Source organism: Rhizobium sp. PEPV16, from assembly GCF_008919455.1.
Classification (GTDB): Bacteria; Pseudomonadota; Alphaproteobacteria; order Rhizobiales; family Rhizobiaceae; genus Rhizobium; species Rhizobium leguminosarum_Q.
Window position 1 is genome coordinate 306,312 of sequence record NZ_VSZV01000356.1, and the last position, 19,080, is coordinate 325,391.

A 19,080-nucleotide genomic window follows, 5' to 3' on the forward strand; every position below is an offset into this window, starting at 1 on the left:
CGAGCTGCGTCTCACCCGTTCGTGACTTTTCGTTTGGACCCGGAAGGATTATTCGTACGTTCATATGTCAGGGCCGCCGGTTCAAACATGCCGTCGGCGCTGAAAAAGAGGTGCAGGTGAATGTCCCCCCGTTTTTTGCTTCCGCTAATCGCCGGCGTTGTTCTGTCGGGCCCGCTGCAGGCCGAAGACGGCACGCCGAAAGGTGTCGTCGAACTCTTCACGTCGCAGGGCTGCTCCTCCTGTCCTCCCGCTGATGCCGCTTTTCGCAAGCTGGTGAACCAGGGCGATGTCATCGCGCTCGCCTATCATGTCGATTACTGGAACTATCTCGGCTGGGCCGATACGTTGAGCTCCAAGGAAAATACCGAGCGACAGTATGGCTATGCCAAGACGATGGGCCGCAGCAACGTCTACACGCCGCAAGCCATCGTCAACGGACGCGACCATTTGGCCGGCGCCGATCTGAATGGCATCAACACCAAGATCGACACCTATAGCAGCGAAGGCAATGGGCTGACCGTTCCGATCAGCGCCGCGATGCGCGGCGACGAGCTGGAGATCAAGATCGGCGCGGGACAGGGCAAAGCCAATGTCGTGATGGTCTATTTCGATAAGGAAAAGACGATCGACGTCGAAAAAGGCGAGAACAGCGGCCAGAAGCTCTCCTATCTGCACAGCGTCACCAATGTCGAAACCGTCGGCATGTGGGACGGCAAGGCAACCAGTCTGACGCTTCCGGCCAGCGTCCTGCAGCGGCCGCAGCTCGAGGGCTGCGCCATCCTGCTGCAATCGGCGACCGCAGACGGCGATCCGGCTGCGATCCTTGGCGCGACCGTGGTGATGGCTGGCAAAAATATCTGAGATTCCATCCGGTTTCGGAGGAAGTGCCGGGCGGCCCGGCTGAGCGTATTCGGGGCTGGGGTTAAGGTCGATACGCTCCGCCGGGCCTTTTGGCGCGCTGGCGCCAAACCCGAATTCATAAATCTCCTGCAAATGAGGCGCTGTTTTGACTGAAATGCGGCGCTGCGGAGAAAGCGTTGACCTGTCCAGCGCATCATGCTTTCCGAAAATCGAACCCAACTTTCGCAAGGCATGATGCGTTGACTCGAAGTGCTAAAGCGTCCTTGCGCGAGAGACGTGCGGCGGAATGTGACGGCCGGCACTCTTGCAATTTGCGGCGGCTCGGGCAAACTGTCACCCTCCTGTCACATGTGGAGGCCTTGTGAGACTGATGACAGATCAGCCGGATTTGCGACACGGCGAAAGCCGTTCCGTCGACCACAGTTCCTCAGTCGTCGTCGATCTCAGAGAATACAAGCAAAGCAAGGACCCGCTTCCGGTGACCTTCCACCGGCGCGAACTGGACGCGATCCTCTGGATCTACGGCCGGATGGTCGGTGACGGTGAGTGGCGCGACTACGCCATAGATCACTTGAAAGACAGGGCGGTCTTTTCCGTTTTCAAGCGTTCCGGCGAAATGCCGCTCTTCCGCATCGAGAAAAACCCGAAGCTTGCCGCCAAGCAAGGCGCCTATTCCGTGATCAGCGTAAACGGCACCATCCTGAAGCGCGGTCACGAGCTGAACCAGGTGCTGAAGGTCTTCGACAAGGCCCTGAAGCTCGTCGACAAATAAGCCATATCAGCCGTTAAACAGCACGCCGGGATAGGTCGACGGGTCCGGATCGGTGCTCATGCCCTCGCCTAAGGCGCGCTGCATGAACATCGTATCCAGCCAGCGGCCGTGCTTGTAGCCGGTGCCCTTCATCAGTCCGACCTCCTCGAAGCCGGCCGTGCGATGGAGCGCGATCGATGCGGGACTGGCACCACCGATGACGGCCGCCATCTGACGAAAGCCGAGGGTGGTGCAGCGGATGACCAGTTCGGCGAGCAGCGCCTTGCCGATGCCGCGGCCGCGGGCTTGCGGCGCCAGATAGATCGAATCCTCGACCAGCCAGCGATAGGCGGGACGCGTGCGGAAGGCCGAGGCATAGGCGTAGCCGAGAAGCGTCCCGTCCGCGCCGATGGCTGCGATATAGGGATATTGCTGGCCGACGATCGCCGAAAAACGCAGTGCCATCTCGGCCTCGGAGGGCGGGACGATCTCATAGCTCGCTACGCCGTTCAGGACCGATTCGCGATAGATATCCGCAATGGCGGGAATATCGGCATTCGAAGCATCGCGCAGGAGGAAGGACATTTCAGCAGCATATCCATAAGGGCGGCAAGGGCTTTCTAAAACCATTCCGTGAAAGCCTGCGCAACAAAAAAGGCGGCCGAAGCCGCCTTTTCGATCCCAGTCTGCCCTGCTTATTTACGGTTGCCCATGAACTGCAGCAGGAACATGAAGAGGTTGATGAAGTCGAGATAGAGCGTCAGCGCACCCATGATCGCCTTGCGGCCGGCCACGGCGACGTCATCGGCTTCCAGGTACAATTCCTTGATCCGCTGCGTATCGTAGGCGGTGAGGCCTGCGAAGATCAGCACGCCGAGCACCGAGATCGCGAACTGCACGGCAGACGACGCCAGGAAGATGTTGACGATCGAGGCGATGATCAGGCCGAAAAGACCCATCATCAGGAACGAGCCCATCGCCGACAGGTTACGCTTCGTCGTGTAGCCGTAAAGCGACAGCGCGCCGAAGGAGGCGGCGGTGACGAAGAAGGTCTGAACGACGCTCTGACCCGTATAGATCAGGAAGATCGACGAGAGCGACAGGCCGACGAGAGCGGCGTAGACCGCAAAGGTCGTCTGGGCGGCGGCCACCGTCATCGTATTGATCCGGAAGCTCAGGAAGAACACCAGAGCCAGCGGTGCCAGAATGACCACCCACTTCAGCGGGCTCACATAGATCGCCTGACCGAAAGCGGTCAGCTCACCATTGGCGAAGGCGAATTGGAACGACAGATATGCGGCCACACCGGTGATCGCCAGACCCAGCGCCATCAGGTTGTAGACCTTGAGCATATAAGCGCGCAGGCCTTGATCAATCATCTCGCCGGTCTGAGCGCGGCTTTGATAGTTACGAAGATCAGCCATAGTTTCCTCTTACAAGCTCCGATGGAAATACGGTGTCGGGGTTTTCGACCCGGGCGCCGCTGCGGAGCTCCAGCATGCCTGCGGATAATATGAGGCTTTCGTCCTTTGCAAACAAGAGGCTTGCAAAGGCTCGGTCGGTTAAATCGCCGTAAGGTGAAGGGTTTGGGTGCCGCTGCCCGGTCAAAGCTCGCGCAAGACGGGGGCTGCCTTCTGCCCAAGGATGCGCCAGGTGCCGATGAGGCCGATGCCGACGGTCAGGACGAGCGCGGTCACAAGCGTCAGTCCCGCCACGTCGGGCAGAAAGGCCGAGGGCAGACGCATGATGCGGGCGACGATGAACCAGGCGGCGGCGCTGCCGGCGATCAGCGCGAAGATCGCAGTCGCGAGGCCGAGGATCAGATATTCGTAGCTGAAGGCGCGGATCAGCATGGCGCGCGTGGCACCGAGCGTCTTCAGCACCACCGCGTCGTGGGTGCGCGCCCGGTTTCCGGCGGCAAGCGCGCCGGCAAGGACGAGGATCGAGGCGATCAGGGCGACCGAGGCCGCAGCGCGGATTGCGGTCGCCAGCTGTGCGACCAGCTGGTTGACGATATCGATCGCGTCCTTGACGCGCACGCTGGTGATCGTCGGATAGGTGTTGGTGACCGATTTCAGGATCGCCGCCTCTTCGGCCGGTGTCGAGGAGGGATCGGTCAGCGTCGCCAGCCACGCATGCGGGGCGCCGCGGAAGGTATTCGGCGAGAAAACCATGACGAAATTGATCGACAGCGATTCCCACTCGACGCGGCGCAGATTGGCGATCTTCGCCGTGATGTTGCGGCCGAGCACGTTGACGGTCACCTTATCGCCGATCTTGAGGCCGAGTTCATGCGCCTCTTCCGAGGAGAAGGAGACGAGCGGCTCGCCGCTGTAATCCGTGTCCCACCATTTGCCTTCGGTGAGAGCAGCGTTCTCCGGCAGGGTTTCGGCATAGGTGATGCCGCGATCGCCGTTCAGCACCCAGCGGCCAGCGGCCGGCACGTTCATCTTGGTGACGTCCTCGCCGTTGAAGGCAATGATCCGGCCGCGCAGCATCGGCACTTCGACGAGTTTGCCCTTCGGTGCCTGGCCTTGGACGAGATCGCGGAAGGCGCCGACCTCGGCGCTCTGGATATCGACGAAGAAGAAGTTCGGCGCACCCTCGTTCATGCGGCCGGTCAGCTGCTGGCGCAGGTTCCCGTCGATCAGGGTCAGCGTCACCAGCAATGCCAGGCCGAGGCCGAGCGAGAGGACGACCGAGGGGGTTAGGGCGCCGGGGCGGTGGATGTTGCCGATCGCAAGCCGCAATGCCGGCGAACTGACGCGCGGGCTGCGGCGCGCAAGCCAGGCGATCAGCGCGGCGACGAGGCGAAGCACGACGAAGGCAAAGACGATCGCGCCGACGAAGACGACGGCGATAAAGCGGTCATAGGCGGTGAGGATGGCAAGGCCGGCAAGGCCGGCCATGAACAGGGCGGCAAGCAGGATGTAGGGCCAGGAGGGCAGGCGGCGGGCCTCGAAGCCCTGCTCGCGGAAGAGTGCCGTCGCCGGCACTTCGCGGGCGTGGCCGAGTGGCAGGATCGCGAAGGCGAGCGTCGTCAGGATGCCGAAGAGTGTCGCGAGCAGCAGGGCGCCGGGATAGAGGGTGGGCGAGGTCGAGACCGGCAGGAATTGCGCCAGGAACTGCGCGGCAAGCATCGGCGATAGGGCGCCGATGACGAGGCCGATCAGGATACCGCCGAGAGCGATGATGGCGATCTGGAAAAGATAGATCAGAACGACGACCTGTGCCGGCGCACCGAGACATTTGAAGGTGGCGATGGTCGTGCGTTTGGCATCCAAGAAGGCGCGCACGGCATTGGCGACGCCAACGCCACCGACGATCAGCGCTGTGAGGCCGACCAGCGTCAGGAACTGCGAGAAGCGGGTGATGTTTTCGGTGAGCGAGGGCGCGGCGCGGTCGCTTGTGCGGATCGCCCAGCCGGCGGAGGGGAACTCCTTGGAGGCGCGTGCCTGGATGCCCGACATCGAGCCCTTGTCGTCCAGCCGGATCTTATAGGCGTGTTCGACCAGGCTTCCGGTCTGGATCAGCCCGGAGGCTTGGAGCGCCTGGCGGCTGACGAGCAGACGAGGCGCAAAGCCGAAACCTTCCGACAGTGCATCCGGCTCGGTTTTCACCGTGCCGGTGATGCTGAGCTTGACGTTGCCGAGCAGCAATTCGTCGCCGATCGCAAGCCCGAGCCGATCGAGAAGCAGGGGCGCTGCGACCGCACCATAGGTGCCGCCTTGGCCCGAAAGCAGTGCTGCAAGCGGATAGTCCGGCTCGGCGACGAACTTGCCGTAGAGCGGGTAGGCGTCGTCGACGGCCTTGACCTCTACCAGCGCCTGATCGGAACCGTCAGGCTTGCGCGCCATCGAGCGCAGGCCTGTCGACACCGAAACGGTCCCGAGGCCTTCGAGGAAACCGATTTCCTGAGGCGTGGCTTCGCGGTTGTTGAGTTCGAAGCGGACGTCGCCGGCCAGCAGTTCCTGTCCCTGCGAGGCGATCGTGTCGGTGATCGATTGCGAAACGGAATTGACGGCGGCAATCGCGCCCGTGCCGAGCGCGATGCAGGCAAGGAAGATGTAGAAGCCGCGGATGCCGCCGCGCAGCTCGCGCAGCGCCAGGCGAAAAGCGAGCGAGACGCGTGGGGTGATGATCCTCATGCGATCGCCGCTTCGCTGCGGCGGGCGGCGCTGTCGCCTTCGATCCGGCCGGAGCGGACGCGAATCTGGCGCGAGCATCGGTTTGCGAGCGAGACGTCGTGGGTGACGAGAAGCAGGGTCGTGCCGCGTTCGGCCTGCTTGGAGAACAGAAGGTCGGCGATCTGGCGGCCTGTCTCGGTGTCGAGATTGCCGGTCGGCTCGTCGGCGATCAGCAGGGCGGGGGAGGGGGCGAGCGCCCTGGCGATCGCCACGCGCTGCTGTTCGCCGCCGGAAAGCTGGCCGGGATAGTGGTTCAGCCGTTCGCCGAGGCCGACCGATTTCAGCTCGCGATGGGCGATCTCGAAGGCGTTGCCGACATTGGCGAGCTCGAGCGGCACTGCGACGTTTTCCAGCGCCGTCATGTTGGCGATCAAGTGGAAGGATTGGAAGACGATGCCGATGTTGCGGCCGCGGAAATCGGCGACCTGATCCTCGCTCAGGGCGTGGAGCGGCGTATCGTTGATGTTGATCTCGCCGCTGTCGAGTTTCTCCAGCCCGGCAAGCACCATCAGCAGGGTGGATTTGCCGGAACCGGAAGGGCCGACGATGCCGACGGATTCGCCGGCCGCGATATCGAGATCGATGCCCTTCAGAACGTGGACGGAGGCGGCTGCGCTGCCAAGGGTCAGATCGGCGCCCTTCAACTCGATAATGGTTTTTGCCAACAGAAATCGCCCTATATAAGTCGGTAATCGAAAGGCCGCATAACGGCACCTCGCCAATCTAGGGAAACCAGGATGAGATTTAAAGTTGCCGCCCTTCAATTCACCGTCATCGCCGTCTCGCTGATCTTTGCCGCCGCAGCCGATGCCCGGACGATCAATCTCGTCGGTTTTGGGGATAGTTTGATGGCGGGCTATCAGCTACCGCCCGGCGACGGCTTTCCCGAAAAGCTGCAGGCGGCCCTGAAGGCGAAGGGGCTCGATGTCACCATCGCCAATGCCGGGGTCTCCGGCGACACGACGACAGGCGGCCTTGCGCGCATCGACTGGTCGGTACCTGACGGCACCGATGGGGTCATTCTCGAGCTAGGCGCCAATGATGCGCTGCGCGGTATCCCGCCGGAGGAGAGCGAGAAAAATCTCGATCAGATGATTATCCGGCTAAAGGAGCGTGGCATTGCCGTGCTGCTCGCCGGCATGATGGCGCCGCCGAACATGGGGGCGGATTATGCCGCACGATTCAACCCGATCTACCAGAAACTTTCGGAAAAACATGGGCTTCCCCTCTATGCCTTCTTCCTCGACGGCGTTGCGCTGGAGGCGGGGTTGAAGCTCGACGACGGCATGCATCCAAATGCGAGAGGTATCGACGTCATGGTCGAAAAGATGGAGCCTGCTGTCACAAATTTCGTCGAAGCGATTTCTTCTGTGAAGAATTAGGGGCTTGCGCGGTTGTTGATTGCATGATTCCGTGTGAGCACCTGCAAAAGATTCGGGGAGTGCTCGTGATGCCGAGACTGTTTACCGCCCTCGAAATTCCGCGCAATGCGGCGATGAGTCTTTCATTGCTGCGCGGTGGCCTCCCCGGAGCACGATGGATCGATGTGGAGAATTACCACATCACTCTGCGCTTCATCGGTGATGTCGACGGCCGGACGGCCGATGAAATCGTTGAACGCCTCGACCGCATCGACCGGCCGGAATTCCAGTTCCGGCTGGAAGGCATCGGTTCCTTCGGCTCGAAGAAACCGCATTCGGTCTGGGCCGGCGTCTCGCAATCGCCTGAGATGTATGCCCTGCAGGGCGAGATCGAGCGCATCTGCCAGCGCATCGGCCTGCCGCCGGATCCCCGCAAATTCATGCCGCATGTGACGCTGGCGCGGCTCAAATCTTCGCGGCTCGACGATGTCGTGCAATATCTGGCGGGACGCGGCAACTTCCACACCGCAACCTTCACCGCACCGCGCTTCGTGCTGCTTTCGTCGCGCGAATCGGTCGGCGGCGGGCCTTACCTCACCGAGGAAGTATTCCCGCTGCACGAGGTGCGCTCGGCGCCCAGCGTTTCGAGCAGCCTGCAGCAGCCGGTCAAGAGCCTGGTGTAGACCAGCTCGAAACCTTCAGGGACGCCATAATAGGGATCGGGATATCCTCTCCGGTTCCCAGCGCGATATCACCAAACAGACGGATATTCGCCCCAGGCAGTGCGCTCTCTTCGAGTGCGGCCAGATTGTCGCGGTCCATGGCAAGGATCAGATCGAAATCCCTAAAGTCACTCGACCTGATGCGCCGGGCGCGCTGTCCCGATATGTCGATGCCGTGGCTTGTCGCGGTGGCGATCGAACGCCGGTCTGGCGGCTCGCCCTCATGCCAGCCGCCGGTGCCGGCGGAATCGATCGTATAATCGCGGGTCAAGCCTGCCTCGGCCACGAGATGGCCAAAAATTCCCTCCGCGAGTGGAGAACGGCATATATTGCCCATGCAAACGAAGAGGATGCTGATGCGTTTCATCGGTAACCTGTCGACAGAGAAGAGGACCATGGCATGAAAATGGAAAGACTGGAACGGACGGCGGTTGAGGCTGAACTGACCGAGCTTTCGGGCTGGGCGCTCAATGATGCGGCCTCCTCGATATCGAAGACGTTCAAGTTCGCAAATTTCGTCGAGGCTTTCGGCTTCATGACGCAGGCAGCGCTCGCGGCCGAGAAGCTCAACCACCATCCCGAATGGTTCAACGTCTATTCCAGGGTGGATGTGACGCTGAACACGCATGATGCCGGCGGCCTGACGGAGTTGGATTTCAAGCTCGCCAAAGCCATGGAGAAGGCGGCGGCGCGTGGTGTTGTTTGAAAGCGGGGTCGATTGAAAGGGGCCGATTGAAAGACTGGGCGCCATCACCATATGTTCGCTTGGACGAAAGGGATGCAGGGATGGACGAGGTCAAATTCGGGGAAATCCTGTTGCCGGGCGACGAGGACACCCAGAGCCGGCGCGAGAAAACCGTAAGGCAGAAATTCTGGCCGACATTCCGGCGGGCGGTTCGGCAGATCCCGTTCTCGCGCGATGTCGTCGCCGGTTTCTATTGCGCGCTCGATCCGCAGACGCCGACGAAGGTGCGCGGCGTGCTGCTTGCAGCACTCGCCTATTTCGTCATGCCGGTCGACATGATCCCGGATATTTTTGCCGTCATCGGCTTTTCCGACGACATCGCCGTGCTTTCGGCGGCCTTCGCCATGGTGCGCGGTCACATCCGGCCGGGCCACTACGAAGCAGCCGACCGCGTTCTCGCCGATCGACCGGAAGAAGCGATGAAGACGATTTAACGCGTGTCCCATCCAACCGGGATGCGACAGCTTGTTTCATGCGTGTCGTCATCCCCAAAGCGCTGCGTCCTTTTGGGCAACATTGCATCAGGCGATTTCGCGTTCCAGCACCTTGCGGAGCTTGCCGAAGGCAAGCCGGATACGCGACTTCACCGTACCGAGCGGCAGCCCGGTCGCTTCGGCGATCTCAGAATGCGATTGACCGAGGAAGAAGGCGGCGCGCAGCATCTCACGCTGCTCCTCCGGCAGCGTCCCGACGGCGGCGCGTATCTTGGCGTCGCGATCGTCATTGGCGATGATTTCTTCCGCGCCGATATCGGCCGGCGGCTGCAGGGCCGGATCAGTCTCATCGAAGATACGGGTGTTGGCGCGGCGCTGCATGTCGATGCGGCGGTTGCGGGCAATGCGGAAAAGCCAGGTCGAGAGGGAAGATCGCGTGGCGTCGTAGAGCTCTGCCTTGTGCCAGAGCACGATCATGATCTCCTGGACCAGTTCCTCGGCCTCGCCTGATGTCATCCTCTGGCGCATCAGCCAGGCCTTCAGGCGGGGTGCGAAATAGTCGAACAGGATGGAAAAGGCCTGCTGGTCGCGATCGTCCGCGACGGCCTTCGCGAGGGCAGCGAAACGCTGTCTTTCCTCGGCATCCATATCTCCTCACCAGCCCCCTGCGGCAACAATTTCGTCCCGGATTTCCAAGTCTTACTGAGGTACAACGGATTTGGGAAAGGTCAAACTCTTGCCTGAATCTTTGTGTCTTAAATTCAGCCGAACGGACGGCCGGTGCCATCGGGGCACGGTGTCGCGGTCGATACCGTCAAAGGGGCGAAAATTGACACTCGAGCTGAAATGACACAGGCAGATACAAATCGCAGCTATTGTTGACCATTTGGTAACCTGAATTAAGTCAAAATAAAGCAGATCGTGATTATGCGGCGCCCGCTATGATCGCTTCGGGCCTTGAATCGCAAGAACCGGCAGGAATCCATGTTTGTAAAAAGTATCGTATCCGCTCTCGCACTCACCCTTGTTATGGCCGGAGTTGCGACAGCGCAGCAGGCCGCGCCCAACCGCATCCAGCAGTTCCAGGCATGGGGTGCCTACTCCTACAAGTCGGGCAACAGCACCGTCTGCTACGTGCTGTCCGTTCCGACGGCAAAGCAGCCGGCAAGCGTCGACCACGGCGACAATTTCTTCATCGTCTCCCAGCGTCCGGGCCAGAACATCTCCTACGAGCCGCAGGCGATGATGGGCTACACGGTCAAGGAAAATTCGAAGATCAACGTCGTCATCGACAACAAGACCTTCGTCATGTTCACCAAGGACAAGGCCGGCTGGGTCGAGAACGCGGCGCAGGAGCCGGCTCTCGTCGCCGCGATGAAGACCGGTCATTCGATGACGGTCAATGCCGTTTCGCGCAAGGGCACCGGCACCTCCTACAGCTATTCGCTCTCGGGTATCTCAGCTGCGCTGAAGCAGATCGAAACCTGCAAGTAAGCGGTCCTTTAGGCCGAAGAGTTTCATGGGCCGGCCTTGCGCCGGCCCATGCCGTTTCCATCTAAAGCGCGTCGCGATCTTTCAGATACGCTGATCGCGCTTTAGGTCTTTGTTTTTAGCATGTCGTTATCGTAAAACCGCTGCACACTTTTGCGCGACATGCTTGATGGTGACGCGCGGGCAAAATGATGCTAAAGCCGGCGCCAACAGCGGACAGATCGCGATTTCAGTCGCCGTTCCGCCATTCAACTTCTGCCGATGTGCTGTCATGCGCCCGCAGGTCTTCCGGCTTACCGCTGAAGTCCGCGGGGTTGCGAGGAGCAGCCACATGTTTGAAATCGGGATGAATGCCTATGTCCGTCATGGATGCGATCGTTGTCACCAAGCCGCAGGCGCGCACGTCCGCCAGCCTCGAGAAGCCGTCGTTGATCGGCATCTCGCGCGAGGAGATGGGGGCGGCACTGCGGGAAAAGGGTGTGGCCGAGAAGCAGATCAAGATGCGCGTCTCGCAGCTCTGGAACTGGATCTATGTGCGCGGGGTCTCCGACTTCGACCATATGACGAATGTCGCCAAGGACATGCGGGAGATGCTGAAGCAGCATTTCACCATCGAACGTCCCGAGATCATCGAGGAGCAGGTCTCCAACGACGGCACGCGCAAGTGGCTGCTGCGCTTTCCCCCGCGCGGCGCCGGGCGTCCCGTCGAGATCGAGGCCGTCTACATTCCGGAAGAGGGCCGCGGCACGCTCTGTATCTCCAGCCAGGTCGGCTGCACGCTCACCTGTTCCTTCTGTCATACCGGGACACAGCGACTGGTGCGCAATCTGACGGCGGAGGAAATTCTTTCGCAGCTGCTGCTTGCCCGCGACCGCCTCGGGGATTTCCCGGACCGTGAAGCGCCGCAGGGTACGATCATGCCTGCCGAGGGCCGCAAGGTCAGCAACATCGTCATGATGGGCATGGGCGAGCCGCTCTATAACTTCGATGCCGTCAAGCAGGCATTGCTGATCGCAACGGATGGTGACGGCCTGTCACTGTCCAGGCGCCGTGTGACGCTTTCCACCTCCGGCGTCGTGCCGGAGATCTTCCGCACCGGCGAGGAAATCGGCGTCATGCTGGCGATTTCGTTGCATGCGGTGCGCGACGATCTGCGCGACATTCTGGTACCGATCAACAAGAAGTACCCGCTGAAGGAACTGATCGAAGCCTGCCGGACCTATCCGGGCCTTTCGAACGCACGGCGCATCACCTTCGAATATGTGATGCTGAAGGATGTCAACGACAGCCTGGAAGACGCCAAGGGGCTGATCAAGCTCCTGAAGGGCGTGCCGGCGAAGATCAACCTCATTCCATTCAATCCCTGGCCCGGCACCAATTATCAGTGTTCCGACTGGGAGCAGATCGAGAAGTTCGCCGATTTTATCAATTCGGCAGGTTATGCCTCGCCGATCCGCACGCCGCGCGGCCGCGATATTCTTGCCGCCTGCGGCCAGCTGAAATCGGAATCCGAACGCATGCGCAAGACCGAGCGTCTGGCCTTCGAGGCGATGATGATCGCCAATCACGGCGCCGACGACTGATCAGCAAGTTTGATCCTCGCTACAATTCTCCGCGATTGATTTCAGGGGGCGCTTTTCCTAAAAGTGCCCCCAAAATCATTCAGGAGGATCCCCATGCGCCCGATTTTACTCGCTCTTGCCGCCACTTTGGCCCTTTCCCTGCCCGCAAAGGCCGATGACGTCACCGTCGCCGTGACGGCGATCGTCGAACATCCGGCGCTGGATGCGGCGCGCAAGGGTGTTCTGGATGCGCTGACGGCGGCTGGCTATAAAGAGGGCGAGAACCTGAAATTCGTCTTCGAATCGGCGCAGGGTAATCCGGCGACGGCGGCCCAGATCGCCCGCCAGTTCGCCGGCGACGAGCCCAATGTCATCGTGCCGATCTCGACGCCCTCGGCCCAAGCCGTCGTTTCCTCGACGCGTGACATTCCTGTCGTCTTCACAGCCGTGTCCGATCCGCTCGGCGCCCAGCTCGTCAAGGATATGGACAAGCCCGGCGGCAACGTCACCGGCCTCTCCGACATGTCGCCGGTCGCCGAGCACCTTGCGCTGATCAAGGAAATCCTGCCCGATGTGAAAAGCATCGGCTATCTCTACAATTCCGGCGAGGCGAATTCCGTTTCGCTGCTCGCCGTCTTGAAGGCTGAAGCCGAAAAGGCTGGCCTGAAGGTGGTCGAATCGGCCGCCACCAAGTCGGCCGAGGTCCAGGGTGCGGCACGCGCGCTCGTTGGCCGCGCCGATGCGATCTACATTCCGACCGACAACACGATCATCTCCGCGCTCGAAGGCGCCGTCGCGGTTGCCGAGGAGAGCAAACTGCCGCTCTTTACCGCCGATACGGATTCGGTTTCGCGCGGCTCGATCGCCGCCCTCGGCTTCAACTATTATGATGTCGGCAAGCAGACCGGGGAGATCGTCGTGCGTGTGCTGAAGGGCGAGAACCCGGGCAACATCGCGGTCAAGACGGCCGCCGGCAGCGACCTGGTCGTCAACAAGGCGGCGGCCGAGAAGATGGGGGTCACGCTGCCGCAGAGCGTGCTTTCCCGCGCTAACAAAGTCGTCGAATAGTCGGTCGGTATTTCTAAAGCGCGTCGCGATCTTTCAGATTCGCTTGCCGCGCTTTGGATGTTTCCGCATGTCTTTGGCGCAAAACCGCTGCACACTTTCGCGCGACATGCTGTAACGCCTTCATCGTATTCAGCCGCTCTCGTTTGCACGGGAGCGGTTGTTTGTATTAAAAGACTCCGTTTCGCGACGGGCGGAACGGACACAAAAAGGGGCTGAAAGCCTTGAGCCAAATCGCATTCTGGGGGGGCGTCGAGCTCGGTCTGGTCTATTCGTTCGTCGCTCTCGGCGTCTATCTCGCCTTTCGAGTTCTCGACTTCCCCGACCTGACGGTCGACGGCTCCTTTCCACTTGGCGCGGCGGTGACGGCCGTGCTGATCATTGCCGGCGTCAATGCCTGGCTTGCGGCTCTGATCGCCATGGCCGCCGGTGCCGCTGCGGGCATGGTGACAGCACTGCTCAACGTGCGCTTCAAGATCCTCAATCTGCTCGCCTCGATCCTGACGATGATTGCTCTGTTTTCCGTCAATCTGCGCGTAATGGGCAAACCCAATGTCGCCCTCATCAATGCCGACACGATGATCAGCCCGTTCTTCGGCCATGGCCTTCGCGATTTCTACGTGCGGCCGCTCTTCGTCGGTGTTCTCGTCGTCATCGCCCTCATCCTGGTCTGGCGTTTCCTGGAAAGCGATGCCGGGCTGGCAATGCGGGCGACCGGCGCCAATGCAAGGATGGCGCGGGCCCAGGGCGTCGATACCAGCCGGCAGATCTATCTCGGCATGGCTATCTCCAATGCGCTGGTGGCGCTCGGCGGCGCGCTGTTTGCCCAGACGAACGGCTTTGCCGACGTCACCTCGGGCGTCGGCACGATCGTCGTGGGGCTTGCGGCCGTCATCATCGGCGAGACGCTGCTCGGGCGCCGCGGTCTGCTGATCGCGCTTGTTGGATGCGTGCTCGGCTCGATCCTCTATCGCATCGCGATCCAGCTGGCGCTTTCGAGCGACGTCATCGGTCTGCAGGCGTCCGACCTCAATTTCGTCACGGCCGTGCTGGTGACCGTGGCGCTCATCCTTCCCCGTTTGCGCGGAGGTGCCGCGTCGTGATCAACCTCAAGAACATCAAGGTCGTTTTCGGGCGCGGCACGCCGCTGCAGAAGCAGGCGCTCTCGGGTGTCAGCCTGACGATCGAGGAAGGCTCCTTCGTTACCGTCATCGGCTCGAACGGTGCCGGCAAATCGACGCTGCTCGGCGTGCTCGCCGGCGATGTGCTGGCCAGCGAGGGGCAGGTGCTGATCGGCAATGCCGACGTCACGCGCAAGACGACGGCGGCGCGCGCCGGGCTCGTTGCCCGTGTTTTCCAGGACCCGCTGACCGGAAGTTGCGGTGCCTTGTCGATCGAGGAGAATCTGGCGCTTGCGGCACGGCGTGGCGAACGGCGCGGACTTGTTTCGGCGCTTGGCGCAAAACGGCGCGACCATTTTCGCGAGAGGATCGCCGAACTCAATCTCGGGCTGGAGAACCGCATGAAGGACCGCATGGACCTGCTTTCCGGCGGCCAGCGCCAGGCGGTCTCGCTCGTCATGGCGACGCTGGCGGGCTCGGAAGTGTTGCTGCTCGACGAACATACAGCGGCGCTTGACCCCGGCATGGCGGAATTCATCATGGGCCTGACCCAGAAGATCGTTTCCGAGCGCAAGCTGACGACGCTGATGGTGACGCATTCGATGCGCCAGGCGCTCGATTATGGCCACCGCACGGTGATGCTGCATGGCGGCGAGATCGTGCTTGATGTCGCCGGCGACAGCCGCAAGACGTTGCAGGTCGAGGATCTGATCGCAATGTTCCGCAAGATGCGCGGCCAGACGCTGGATGACGATGCGTTGCTGATCGGTTAGGGCCGACAGCGTGTTGATCGGCCAAGGACGTCAGTATCTCCGATCTTTTTGGGCGTTAGATAGGCATGTCGATATAGTGTGGTTGTTGCGCCTAACGACGAGCGGAGTAGTATTCAGTCCTGACGCCTAGCTTAGGATGTCGTGCTGAAAGCAGATGGTTATGATCTGATCGCGAAGTAACTGCAACAATATAATTGCTTCTTCGAATTTGAGCGGAAATATGGGCAACTCCAAAATTGTACTTCCCACACCAAATGAAATCAATGAAGCGTTTTCATACATAAAACAAAACGCACCAAAATTAATTGAAAATTACAAAATCGCTGCCCTGCAGCTTTCCAAGGCGCCGAAAGATTACAGCTTAAGTGACCAAGAAAGGGCGGCTAGCATAATTGTGCCGGATGATTACATAAATCTGCGAAATTTCATAAACGATGCGTATAAAGGAAGATCTCCTGTGTATTTGTCGCGCCTATATATGGGAATACATAATATTATTATTTCATCCGAGGCGTAGAGATGACCGAGACAGCGGGTTGATCGGCTGATTTTGGCCTATCTCGCCTGGGTGAGCAGGATCTTTGCGGCGAAGATCGAGAAGACGCCGGCGAAGGTGTAATCCATGCCGCGCAGCACTTTCTTGTTGTTCTGCAGCCAGGAGGCCAGCCAGTCGGCAGCAAAGACGATGCTGGCGTTGACCGGCATGCCGATCAGGATGAAGCAGAAGCCGAGGAAAAGCAGCTTTTGGGTGACGGCGGGATCGCCGGCGCTGACGAATTGCGGCAGGAAGGTCATGAAGAAGATGATGACCTTGGGGTTCAGAAGATTGACCCAGAAACCTGACGAGATGTTCGAAAGGGCGGTGCCTTTCTGCTCCTCGACCTTGGCGACGGTGAGCTTCGAGCCGAAACGGATCGCCTGCACCGCCAGCCAGAGCAGATAGGCGGCACCGCCAGTCTTCAGGATCAGGAAGGCGGTCGGCGAGGCGGTGATCAGCGCCGAAATGCCGAAAGCGACCAGCATGGTGTGGACGACGATGCCGAGGCTGGTGCCGACGACAACGAAGAGCGCCGCCTTCTTGCCCTGGGCGAGCGCGCGGCTGATCGACAGCGTCATATCGGGGCCTGGGGTCGCCGCGAGCAGCAGCGTCGCGGCGGCAAAGGCGAGAAGGGTCGGCAGGCTGGGCAGGAAATCCATGACACACTCTGAAAGCCGGAAAGGATCTGGGGATCTCTTACCCGGCTTTCAGAAAATTACCAATCAAACCTTCTGATGGTGCCGATTACTTCTGGTCGAGGAAGGCCTTGAACTTGTCGGCGTAGTCCTTGTGCCAGCGCGACAGCGGCGGGCGGTTCTCGACAATATCGCCGGCTGCCCAAAGCATGCGTCGCTCGTCGACCGGACGCGCCACGTCATTGTCGGGGCAGAGGATATAGAAGTCGCCGCGTTCGAGGCTCTCGACCATGAAATCGACGGTCTGTTCCGGCGTCCAGGCCGCGGCCGGTTTTTCCACGCGGTCGCCCTTGGTGAGGCCGGTGAAAACGAAGCCGGGGATCAGAAGATGGGCGGAGATCTTTCCGCCTTCGACGTTGCGAAGCTCATGCTGCAGCGCTTCGGTGAAGACTTTCACGCCAGCTTTGGAGATATTGTAGGCGGGGTTGCCGGGCGGCGTGGTGATGCCCTGTTTGGAGCCGGTGTTGATGATCAGGCCCGGCTCGCCATGCGACAGCATCTTCGGGCCGAAGGTGCGCGTGCCGTTGATCACACCCATCAGGTTGACGGCGAAGATATGGTCCCAGTTCGCCTGCGGGCTGAAGATCGAGGTTTCCGGGCCGATGCCGGCGTTGTTCATCAGCACGTGCACACGGCCGAAACGCTGGAGCACGGCGCGCTCGAGCGCCTCCAGGGACTCCTTGACTGCGACGTCGGTCTCGACCGCCATCACATTTTCCTCGCCGGCAATGGCCTTGAGTTCGTTGGCGGCGTCGGCCAGCCGATCGCCGCCGAGATCGGCGATGGCGACGCTCATGCCGCGTCCGGCGAAATATTTCGCCGCGGCAAGGCCGATGCCGGAGGCGCCGCCGGTGATGACGGCAACATTGGATTTTTTGAAAATGTCTTGAATATTCGTCACGGGACTGGCCTCTCTTCGGAGCATTGTTCGGACGATGCCGAATATGGTAGTTTCGCAGTGCAAGTCAAACCTGCGAGTTACCCGCGCGTGGCCAAGGTCGTGTCCATCAGATTCGATGCTTTTATCGAGGGAAAGCGAGCGCGACGCGGCCGCCAATGAAAGCGCTTGTTCTTTCGCCAGCCGCTGTCGACCGGCTTGCCCTTGCGTCACGCGCCAATCTCGCTAAAAGTGCCGCGACACCGGGTTTTGCCGGCCTTTTATGCAACGGACCTCATCATCATGGCATCATACAAAGACGTGAAGAAAGTCGTTCTCGCCTATTCCGGCGGCCTCGACACCTCGATCATCCTGAAGTGGCTGCAGACGGAGCTCGGCGCCGAAGTCGTTACCTTCACCGCCGATCTCGGCCAGGGCGAAGAGCTGGAGCCGGCGCGCAAGAAGGCCGAGATGCTCGGCATCAAGGAGATCTATATTGAGGATGTGCGCGAAGAATTCGTGCGCGATTTCGTCTTCCCGATGTTCCGTGCCAATGCCGTCTATGAGGGCGTCTACCTGCTCGGCACCTCGATCGCCCGTCCGTTGATTTCCAAACATCTGATCGATATCGCCCGCAAGACGGGTGCGGATGCGATCGCCCACGGCGCGACCGGCAAGGGCAACGACCAGGTCCGTTTCGAACTGTCCGCCTATGCCCTGAACCCCGACATCAAGATCATCGCGCCGTGGCGCGACTGGGCGTTCAAGAGCCGCACCGATCTGCTGGCCTTTGCCGAACAGCATCAGATCCCTGTTGCCAAGGACAAAATGGGCGAGGCGCCATTCTCTGTCGATGCCAACCTTCTGCATTCCTCTTCCGAAGGCAAGGTTCTCGAAGACCCCTCCCAGGAGGCGCCTGAATATGTGCATATGCGCACCATTTCGCCTGAGGCAGCCCCCGACAAGGCAACGACCATCAAGGTCGGCTTCGAAAAGGGTGATGCGGTTTCGATCAACGGCGTGCGCATGAGCCCGGCGACGCTGCTGGCCGCGCTCAACAATTATGGCCGCGACAACGGTATCGGCCGTCTCGACCTCGTCGAGAACCGCTTTGTCGGCATGAAGTCGCGCGGCGTCTATGAGACCCCCGGCGGCACCATCCTGCTTTCGGCGCACCGCGCCATCGAATCGATCACGCTTGACCGCGGTGCTGCCCATCTCAAGGACGACATCATGCCGCGTTACGCCGAGCTGATCTATTACGGCTTCTGGTTCTCGCCGGAGCGCGAGATGCTGCAGGCGCTGATCGACAAGAGCCAGGAGCATGTCGAAGGCGAAGTGACGCTGAAGCTCTACAAGGGCAACGTCATGGTCATCGGCCGCGAAAGCGAAAAGTCGCTCTATTCCGACAAGCTCGTCACCTTTGAAGATGACCAGGGCGCCTACGACCAGAAGGATGCGGCCGGCTTCATCAAGCTGAATGCGTTGCGCCTGCGCACGCTCGCCAAGCGCAACCTCGTGAAATAATCACGGTTCGCCGTCGAACCGGATATCAGCCCGCCGGCATCGCCGCGCGGGCTTTTTCGTGGAGTGAGGTAGCAAATGCCACCAACCTCTTGGAGCGTTCTGGATGGCCGGATTGCACCAACAATGGACATCGGCTCGGCTTGGATAGACGACCGCTAGGGGACCGATTGATGACCGGCAGCTTTGCACCGAAACCGTTAAAAAGCAGCCATGCCTAGCTTTCCTCGCGGAAGCTGCCAATAGCATTCGGACATCAAATAAACGGGTGGCTATTCTGCAAACCGGCCCCTCGACTGACGCTATCTAGTCGGTAATCCGTTCGCCACTTCCGCAGTTGCATGGGATCTCCGAGCGGTGCTATTCCCTTGAA

At 60.6% G+C, this 19,080-nt stretch carries 20 protein-coding genes and 1 pseudogene; 13 read left to right on the forward strand and 8 right to left on the reverse strand.

Going from position 1 to position 19,080, the window contains the following annotated elements; all coding sequences use genetic code 11:
• The first annotated feature begins 120 nt into the window (after positions 1 to 120).
• On the forward strand, positions 121 to 861 hold the full coding sequence (locus tag FY112_RS35875; RefSeq protein ID WP_027666934.1) for a thioredoxin family protein: 741 nt from the start codon (positions 121 to 123) through the stop codon (positions 859 to 861).
• Positions 862 to 1,231: 370 nt separating this feature from the next.
• On the forward strand, positions 1,232 to 1,633 hold the full coding sequence (locus FY112_RS35880; RefSeq protein WP_129422205.1) for a DUF2794 domain-containing protein: 402 nt from the start codon (positions 1,232 to 1,234) through the stop codon (positions 1,631 to 1,633).
• 6 nt (positions 1,634 to 1,639) lie between these two features.
• On the opposite strand, the gene FY112_RS35885 is transcribed toward FY112_RS35880, so the two are convergent.
• From FY112_RS35885 to FY112_RS35900, 4 genes are all read right to left on the reverse strand, one after another.
• Complete coding sequence (locus FY112_RS35885; RefSeq protein ID WP_131708654.1) at positions 1,640 to 2,197, reverse strand: GNAT family N-acetyltransferase; 558 nt, start codon at positions 2,195 to 2,197, stop codon at positions 1,640 to 1,642.
• Positions 2,198 to 2,307: 110 nt separating this feature from the next.
• Positions 2,308 to 3,036 carry a Bax inhibitor-1/YccA family protein gene (locus tag FY112_RS35890; protein ID WP_012759353.1) on the reverse strand — a complete coding sequence of 243 codons (729 nt, stop codon included), beginning with the start codon at positions 3,034 to 3,036 and terminating at the stop codon, positions 2,308 to 2,310.
• A 180-nt stretch (positions 3,037 to 3,216) separates the two neighbouring features.
• Entirely contained in the window at positions 3,217 to 5,760 is a 2,544-nt protein-coding gene (locus FY112_RS35895; protein WP_151520441.1) for an ABC transporter permease, read from the reverse strand.
• Complete coding sequence (locus FY112_RS35900) at positions 5,757 to 6,464, reverse strand: ABC transporter ATP-binding protein (protein WP_131619998.1); 708 nt, start codon at positions 6,462 to 6,464, stop codon at positions 5,757 to 5,759. Before FY112_RS35900 ends, FY112_RS35895 begins: the two co-directional genes overlap by 4 nt.
• A gap of 72 nt (positions 6,465 to 6,536) precedes the next feature.
• Between FY112_RS35900 and FY112_RS35905 the strand changes: the two genes are divergently transcribed.
• Together FY112_RS35905 and thpR are read left to right on the forward strand one after the other, a co-directional pair.
• On the forward strand, positions 6,537 to 7,181 hold the full coding sequence (locus FY112_RS35905) for an arylesterase (RefSeq protein ID WP_131619997.1): 645 nt from the start codon (positions 6,537 to 6,539) through the stop codon (positions 7,179 to 7,181).
• 68 nt (positions 7,182 to 7,249) lie between these two features.
• Positions 7,250 to 7,843, forward strand: a complete 594-nt coding sequence (thpR, locus tag FY112_RS35910; RefSeq protein ID WP_026158922.1) for an RNA 2',3'-cyclic phosphodiesterase — start codon at positions 7,250 to 7,252, stop codon at positions 7,841 to 7,843.
• On the opposite strand, the pseudogene FY112_RS35915 reads toward thpR, so the two are convergent.
• Positions 7,750 to 8,249 (reverse strand): annotated as a pseudogene (locus FY112_RS35915) (low molecular weight protein-tyrosine-phosphatase). The gene thpR and the pseudogene FY112_RS35915 overlap by 94 nt on opposite strands.
• A gap of 33 nt (positions 8,250 to 8,282) precedes the next feature.
• Between FY112_RS35915 and FY112_RS35920 the strand changes: the two are divergent.
• Positions 8,283 to 8,588, forward strand: coding sequence for a 4a-hydroxytetrahydrobiopterin dehydratase (locus tag FY112_RS35920; RefSeq protein WP_017962433.1), 306 nt, complete (start codon positions 8,283 to 8,285; stop codon positions 8,586 to 8,588).
• Between the two features lie 80 nt (positions 8,589 to 8,668).
• Positions 8,669 to 9,061: a YkvA family protein gene (locus FY112_RS35925; RefSeq protein WP_003543641.1), complete on the forward strand. Its 393-nt coding sequence runs from the start codon at positions 8,669 to 8,671 to the stop codon at positions 9,059 to 9,061.
• 87 nt (positions 9,062 to 9,148) lie between these two features.
• Here the strand turns inward: FY112_RS35925 and FY112_RS35930 are convergent, their stop codons facing one another.
• On the reverse strand, positions 9,149 to 9,709 hold the full coding sequence (locus FY112_RS35930; RefSeq protein ID WP_017962431.1) for a sigma-70 family RNA polymerase sigma factor: 561 nt from the start codon (positions 9,707 to 9,709) through the stop codon (positions 9,149 to 9,151).
• A gap of 336 nt (positions 9,710 to 10,045) precedes the next feature.
• Here FY112_RS35930 and FY112_RS35935 point away from each other — a divergent pair, with 336 nt between their 5' ends.
• From FY112_RS35935 to FY112_RS35960, 6 genes are all read left to right on the forward strand, one after another.
• On the forward strand, positions 10,046 to 10,555 hold the full coding sequence (locus FY112_RS35935) for an invasion associated locus B family protein (protein WP_017962430.1): 510 nt from the start codon (positions 10,046 to 10,048) through the stop codon (positions 10,553 to 10,555).
• 353 nt (positions 10,556 to 10,908) lie between these two features.
• Positions 10,909 to 12,135, forward strand: coding sequence for a 23S rRNA (adenine(2503)-C(2))-methyltransferase RlmN (gene rlmN / locus FY112_RS35940; RefSeq protein ID WP_151520442.1), 1,227 nt, complete (start codon positions 10,909 to 10,911; stop codon positions 12,133 to 12,135).
• A 93-nt stretch (positions 12,136 to 12,228) separates the two neighbouring features.
• Entirely contained in the window at positions 12,229 to 13,182 is a 954-nt protein-coding gene (locus tag FY112_RS35945; RefSeq protein WP_151520443.1) for an ABC transporter substrate-binding protein, read from the forward strand.
• A 221-nt stretch (positions 13,183 to 13,403) separates the two neighbouring features.
• A complete protein-coding gene (locus tag FY112_RS35950; protein WP_151520444.1) occupies positions 13,404 to 14,282 on the forward strand; it encodes an ABC transporter permease in 879 nt (292 codons plus the stop codon).
• The gene (locus tag FY112_RS35955) at positions 14,279 to 15,073 is read left to right on the forward strand and encodes an ABC transporter ATP-binding protein (RefSeq protein ID WP_003543634.1); all 795 of its coding nucleotides are present in this window, start codon (positions 14,279 to 14,281) and stop codon (positions 15,071 to 15,073) included. The genes FY112_RS35950 and FY112_RS35955 overlap by 4 nt, the downstream gene beginning before the upstream one ends.
• Before the next feature lie 220 nt (positions 15,074 to 15,293).
• Positions 15,294 to 15,590, forward strand: coding sequence for a hypothetical protein (locus tag FY112_RS35960; protein ID WP_131619991.1), 297 nt, complete (start codon positions 15,294 to 15,296; stop codon positions 15,588 to 15,590).
• A gap of 38 nt (positions 15,591 to 15,628) precedes the next feature.
• On the opposite strand, the gene FY112_RS35965 is transcribed toward FY112_RS35960, so the two are convergent.
• Positions 15,629 to 16,270 carry a LysE family translocator gene (locus FY112_RS35965; RefSeq protein WP_131619990.1) on the reverse strand — a complete coding sequence of 214 codons (642 nt, stop codon included), beginning with the start codon at positions 16,268 to 16,270 and terminating at the stop codon, positions 15,629 to 15,631.
• A gap of 85 nt (positions 16,271 to 16,355) precedes the next feature.
• Complete coding sequence (locus FY112_RS35970; protein WP_151520445.1) at positions 16,356 to 17,207, reverse strand: SDR family NAD(P)-dependent oxidoreductase; 852 nt, start codon at positions 17,205 to 17,207, stop codon at positions 16,356 to 16,358.
• A 279-nt stretch (positions 17,208 to 17,486) separates the two neighbouring features.
• Between FY112_RS35970 and FY112_RS35975 the strand changes: the two genes are divergently transcribed.
• Positions 17,487 to 18,710 (forward strand): argininosuccinate synthase, encoded by a 1,224-nt coding sequence (locus FY112_RS35975; RefSeq protein WP_151520446.1) that lies wholly within the window; start codon positions 17,487 to 17,489, stop codon positions 18,708 to 18,710.
• Positions 18,711 to 19,080: the final 370 nt, after the last annotated feature.

Coding starts and splice junctions, on each gene's coding strand:
- FY112_RS35875 (WP_027666934.1), top strand. CDS start 121: ATGTCCCCCCGTTTTTTGCTTCCGCTAATCGCCGGCGTTGTTCTGTCG.
- FY112_RS35880 (WP_129422205.1), top strand. CDS start 1,232: ATGACAGATCAGCCGGATTTGCGACACGGCGAAAGCCGTTCCGTCGAC.
- FY112_RS35885 (WP_131708654.1), bottom strand. CDS start 2,197: ATGTCCTTCCTCCTGCGCGATGCTTCGAATGCCGATATTCCCGCCATT.
- FY112_RS35890 (WP_012759353.1), bottom strand. CDS start 3,036: ATGGCTGATCTTCGTAACTATCAAAGCCGCGCTCAGACCGGCGAGATG.
- FY112_RS35895 (WP_151520441.1), bottom strand. CDS start 5,760: ATGAGGATCATCACCCCACGCGTCTCGCTCGCTTTTCGCCTGGCGCTG.
- FY112_RS35905 (WP_131619997.1), top strand. CDS start 6,537: ATGAGATTTAAAGTTGCCGCCCTTCAATTCACCGTCATCGCCGTCTCG.
- thpR (WP_026158922.1), top strand. CDS start 7,250: ATGCCGAGACTGTTTACCGCCCTCGAAATTCCGCGCAATGCGGCGATG.
- FY112_RS35920 (WP_017962433.1), top strand. CDS start 8,283: ATGAAAATGGAAAGACTGGAACGGACGGCGGTTGAGGCTGAACTGACC.
- FY112_RS35925 (WP_003543641.1), top strand. CDS start 8,669: ATGGACGAGGTCAAATTCGGGGAAATCCTGTTGCCGGGCGACGAGGAC.
- FY112_RS35930 (WP_017962431.1), bottom strand. CDS start 9,709: ATGGATGCCGAGGAAAGACAGCGTTTCGCTGCCCTCGCGAAGGCCGTC.
- FY112_RS35935 (WP_017962430.1), top strand. CDS start 10,046: ATGTTTGTAAAAAGTATCGTATCCGCTCTCGCACTCACCCTTGTTATG.
- rlmN (WP_151520442.1), top strand. CDS start 10,909: ATGTCCGTCATGGATGCGATCGTTGTCACCAAGCCGCAGGCGCGCACG.
- FY112_RS35945 (WP_151520443.1), top strand. CDS start 12,229: ATGCGCCCGATTTTACTCGCTCTTGCCGCCACTTTGGCCCTTTCCCTG.
- FY112_RS35960 (WP_131619991.1), top strand. CDS start 15,294: ATGGGCAACTCCAAAATTGTACTTCCCACACCAAATGAAATCAATGAA.
- FY112_RS35965 (WP_131619990.1), bottom strand. CDS start 16,270: ATGGATTTCCTGCCCAGCCTGCCGACCCTTCTCGCCTTTGCCGCCGCG.
- FY112_RS35975 (WP_151520446.1), top strand. CDS start 17,487: ATGGCATCATACAAAGACGTGAAGAAAGTCGTTCTCGCCTATTCCGGC.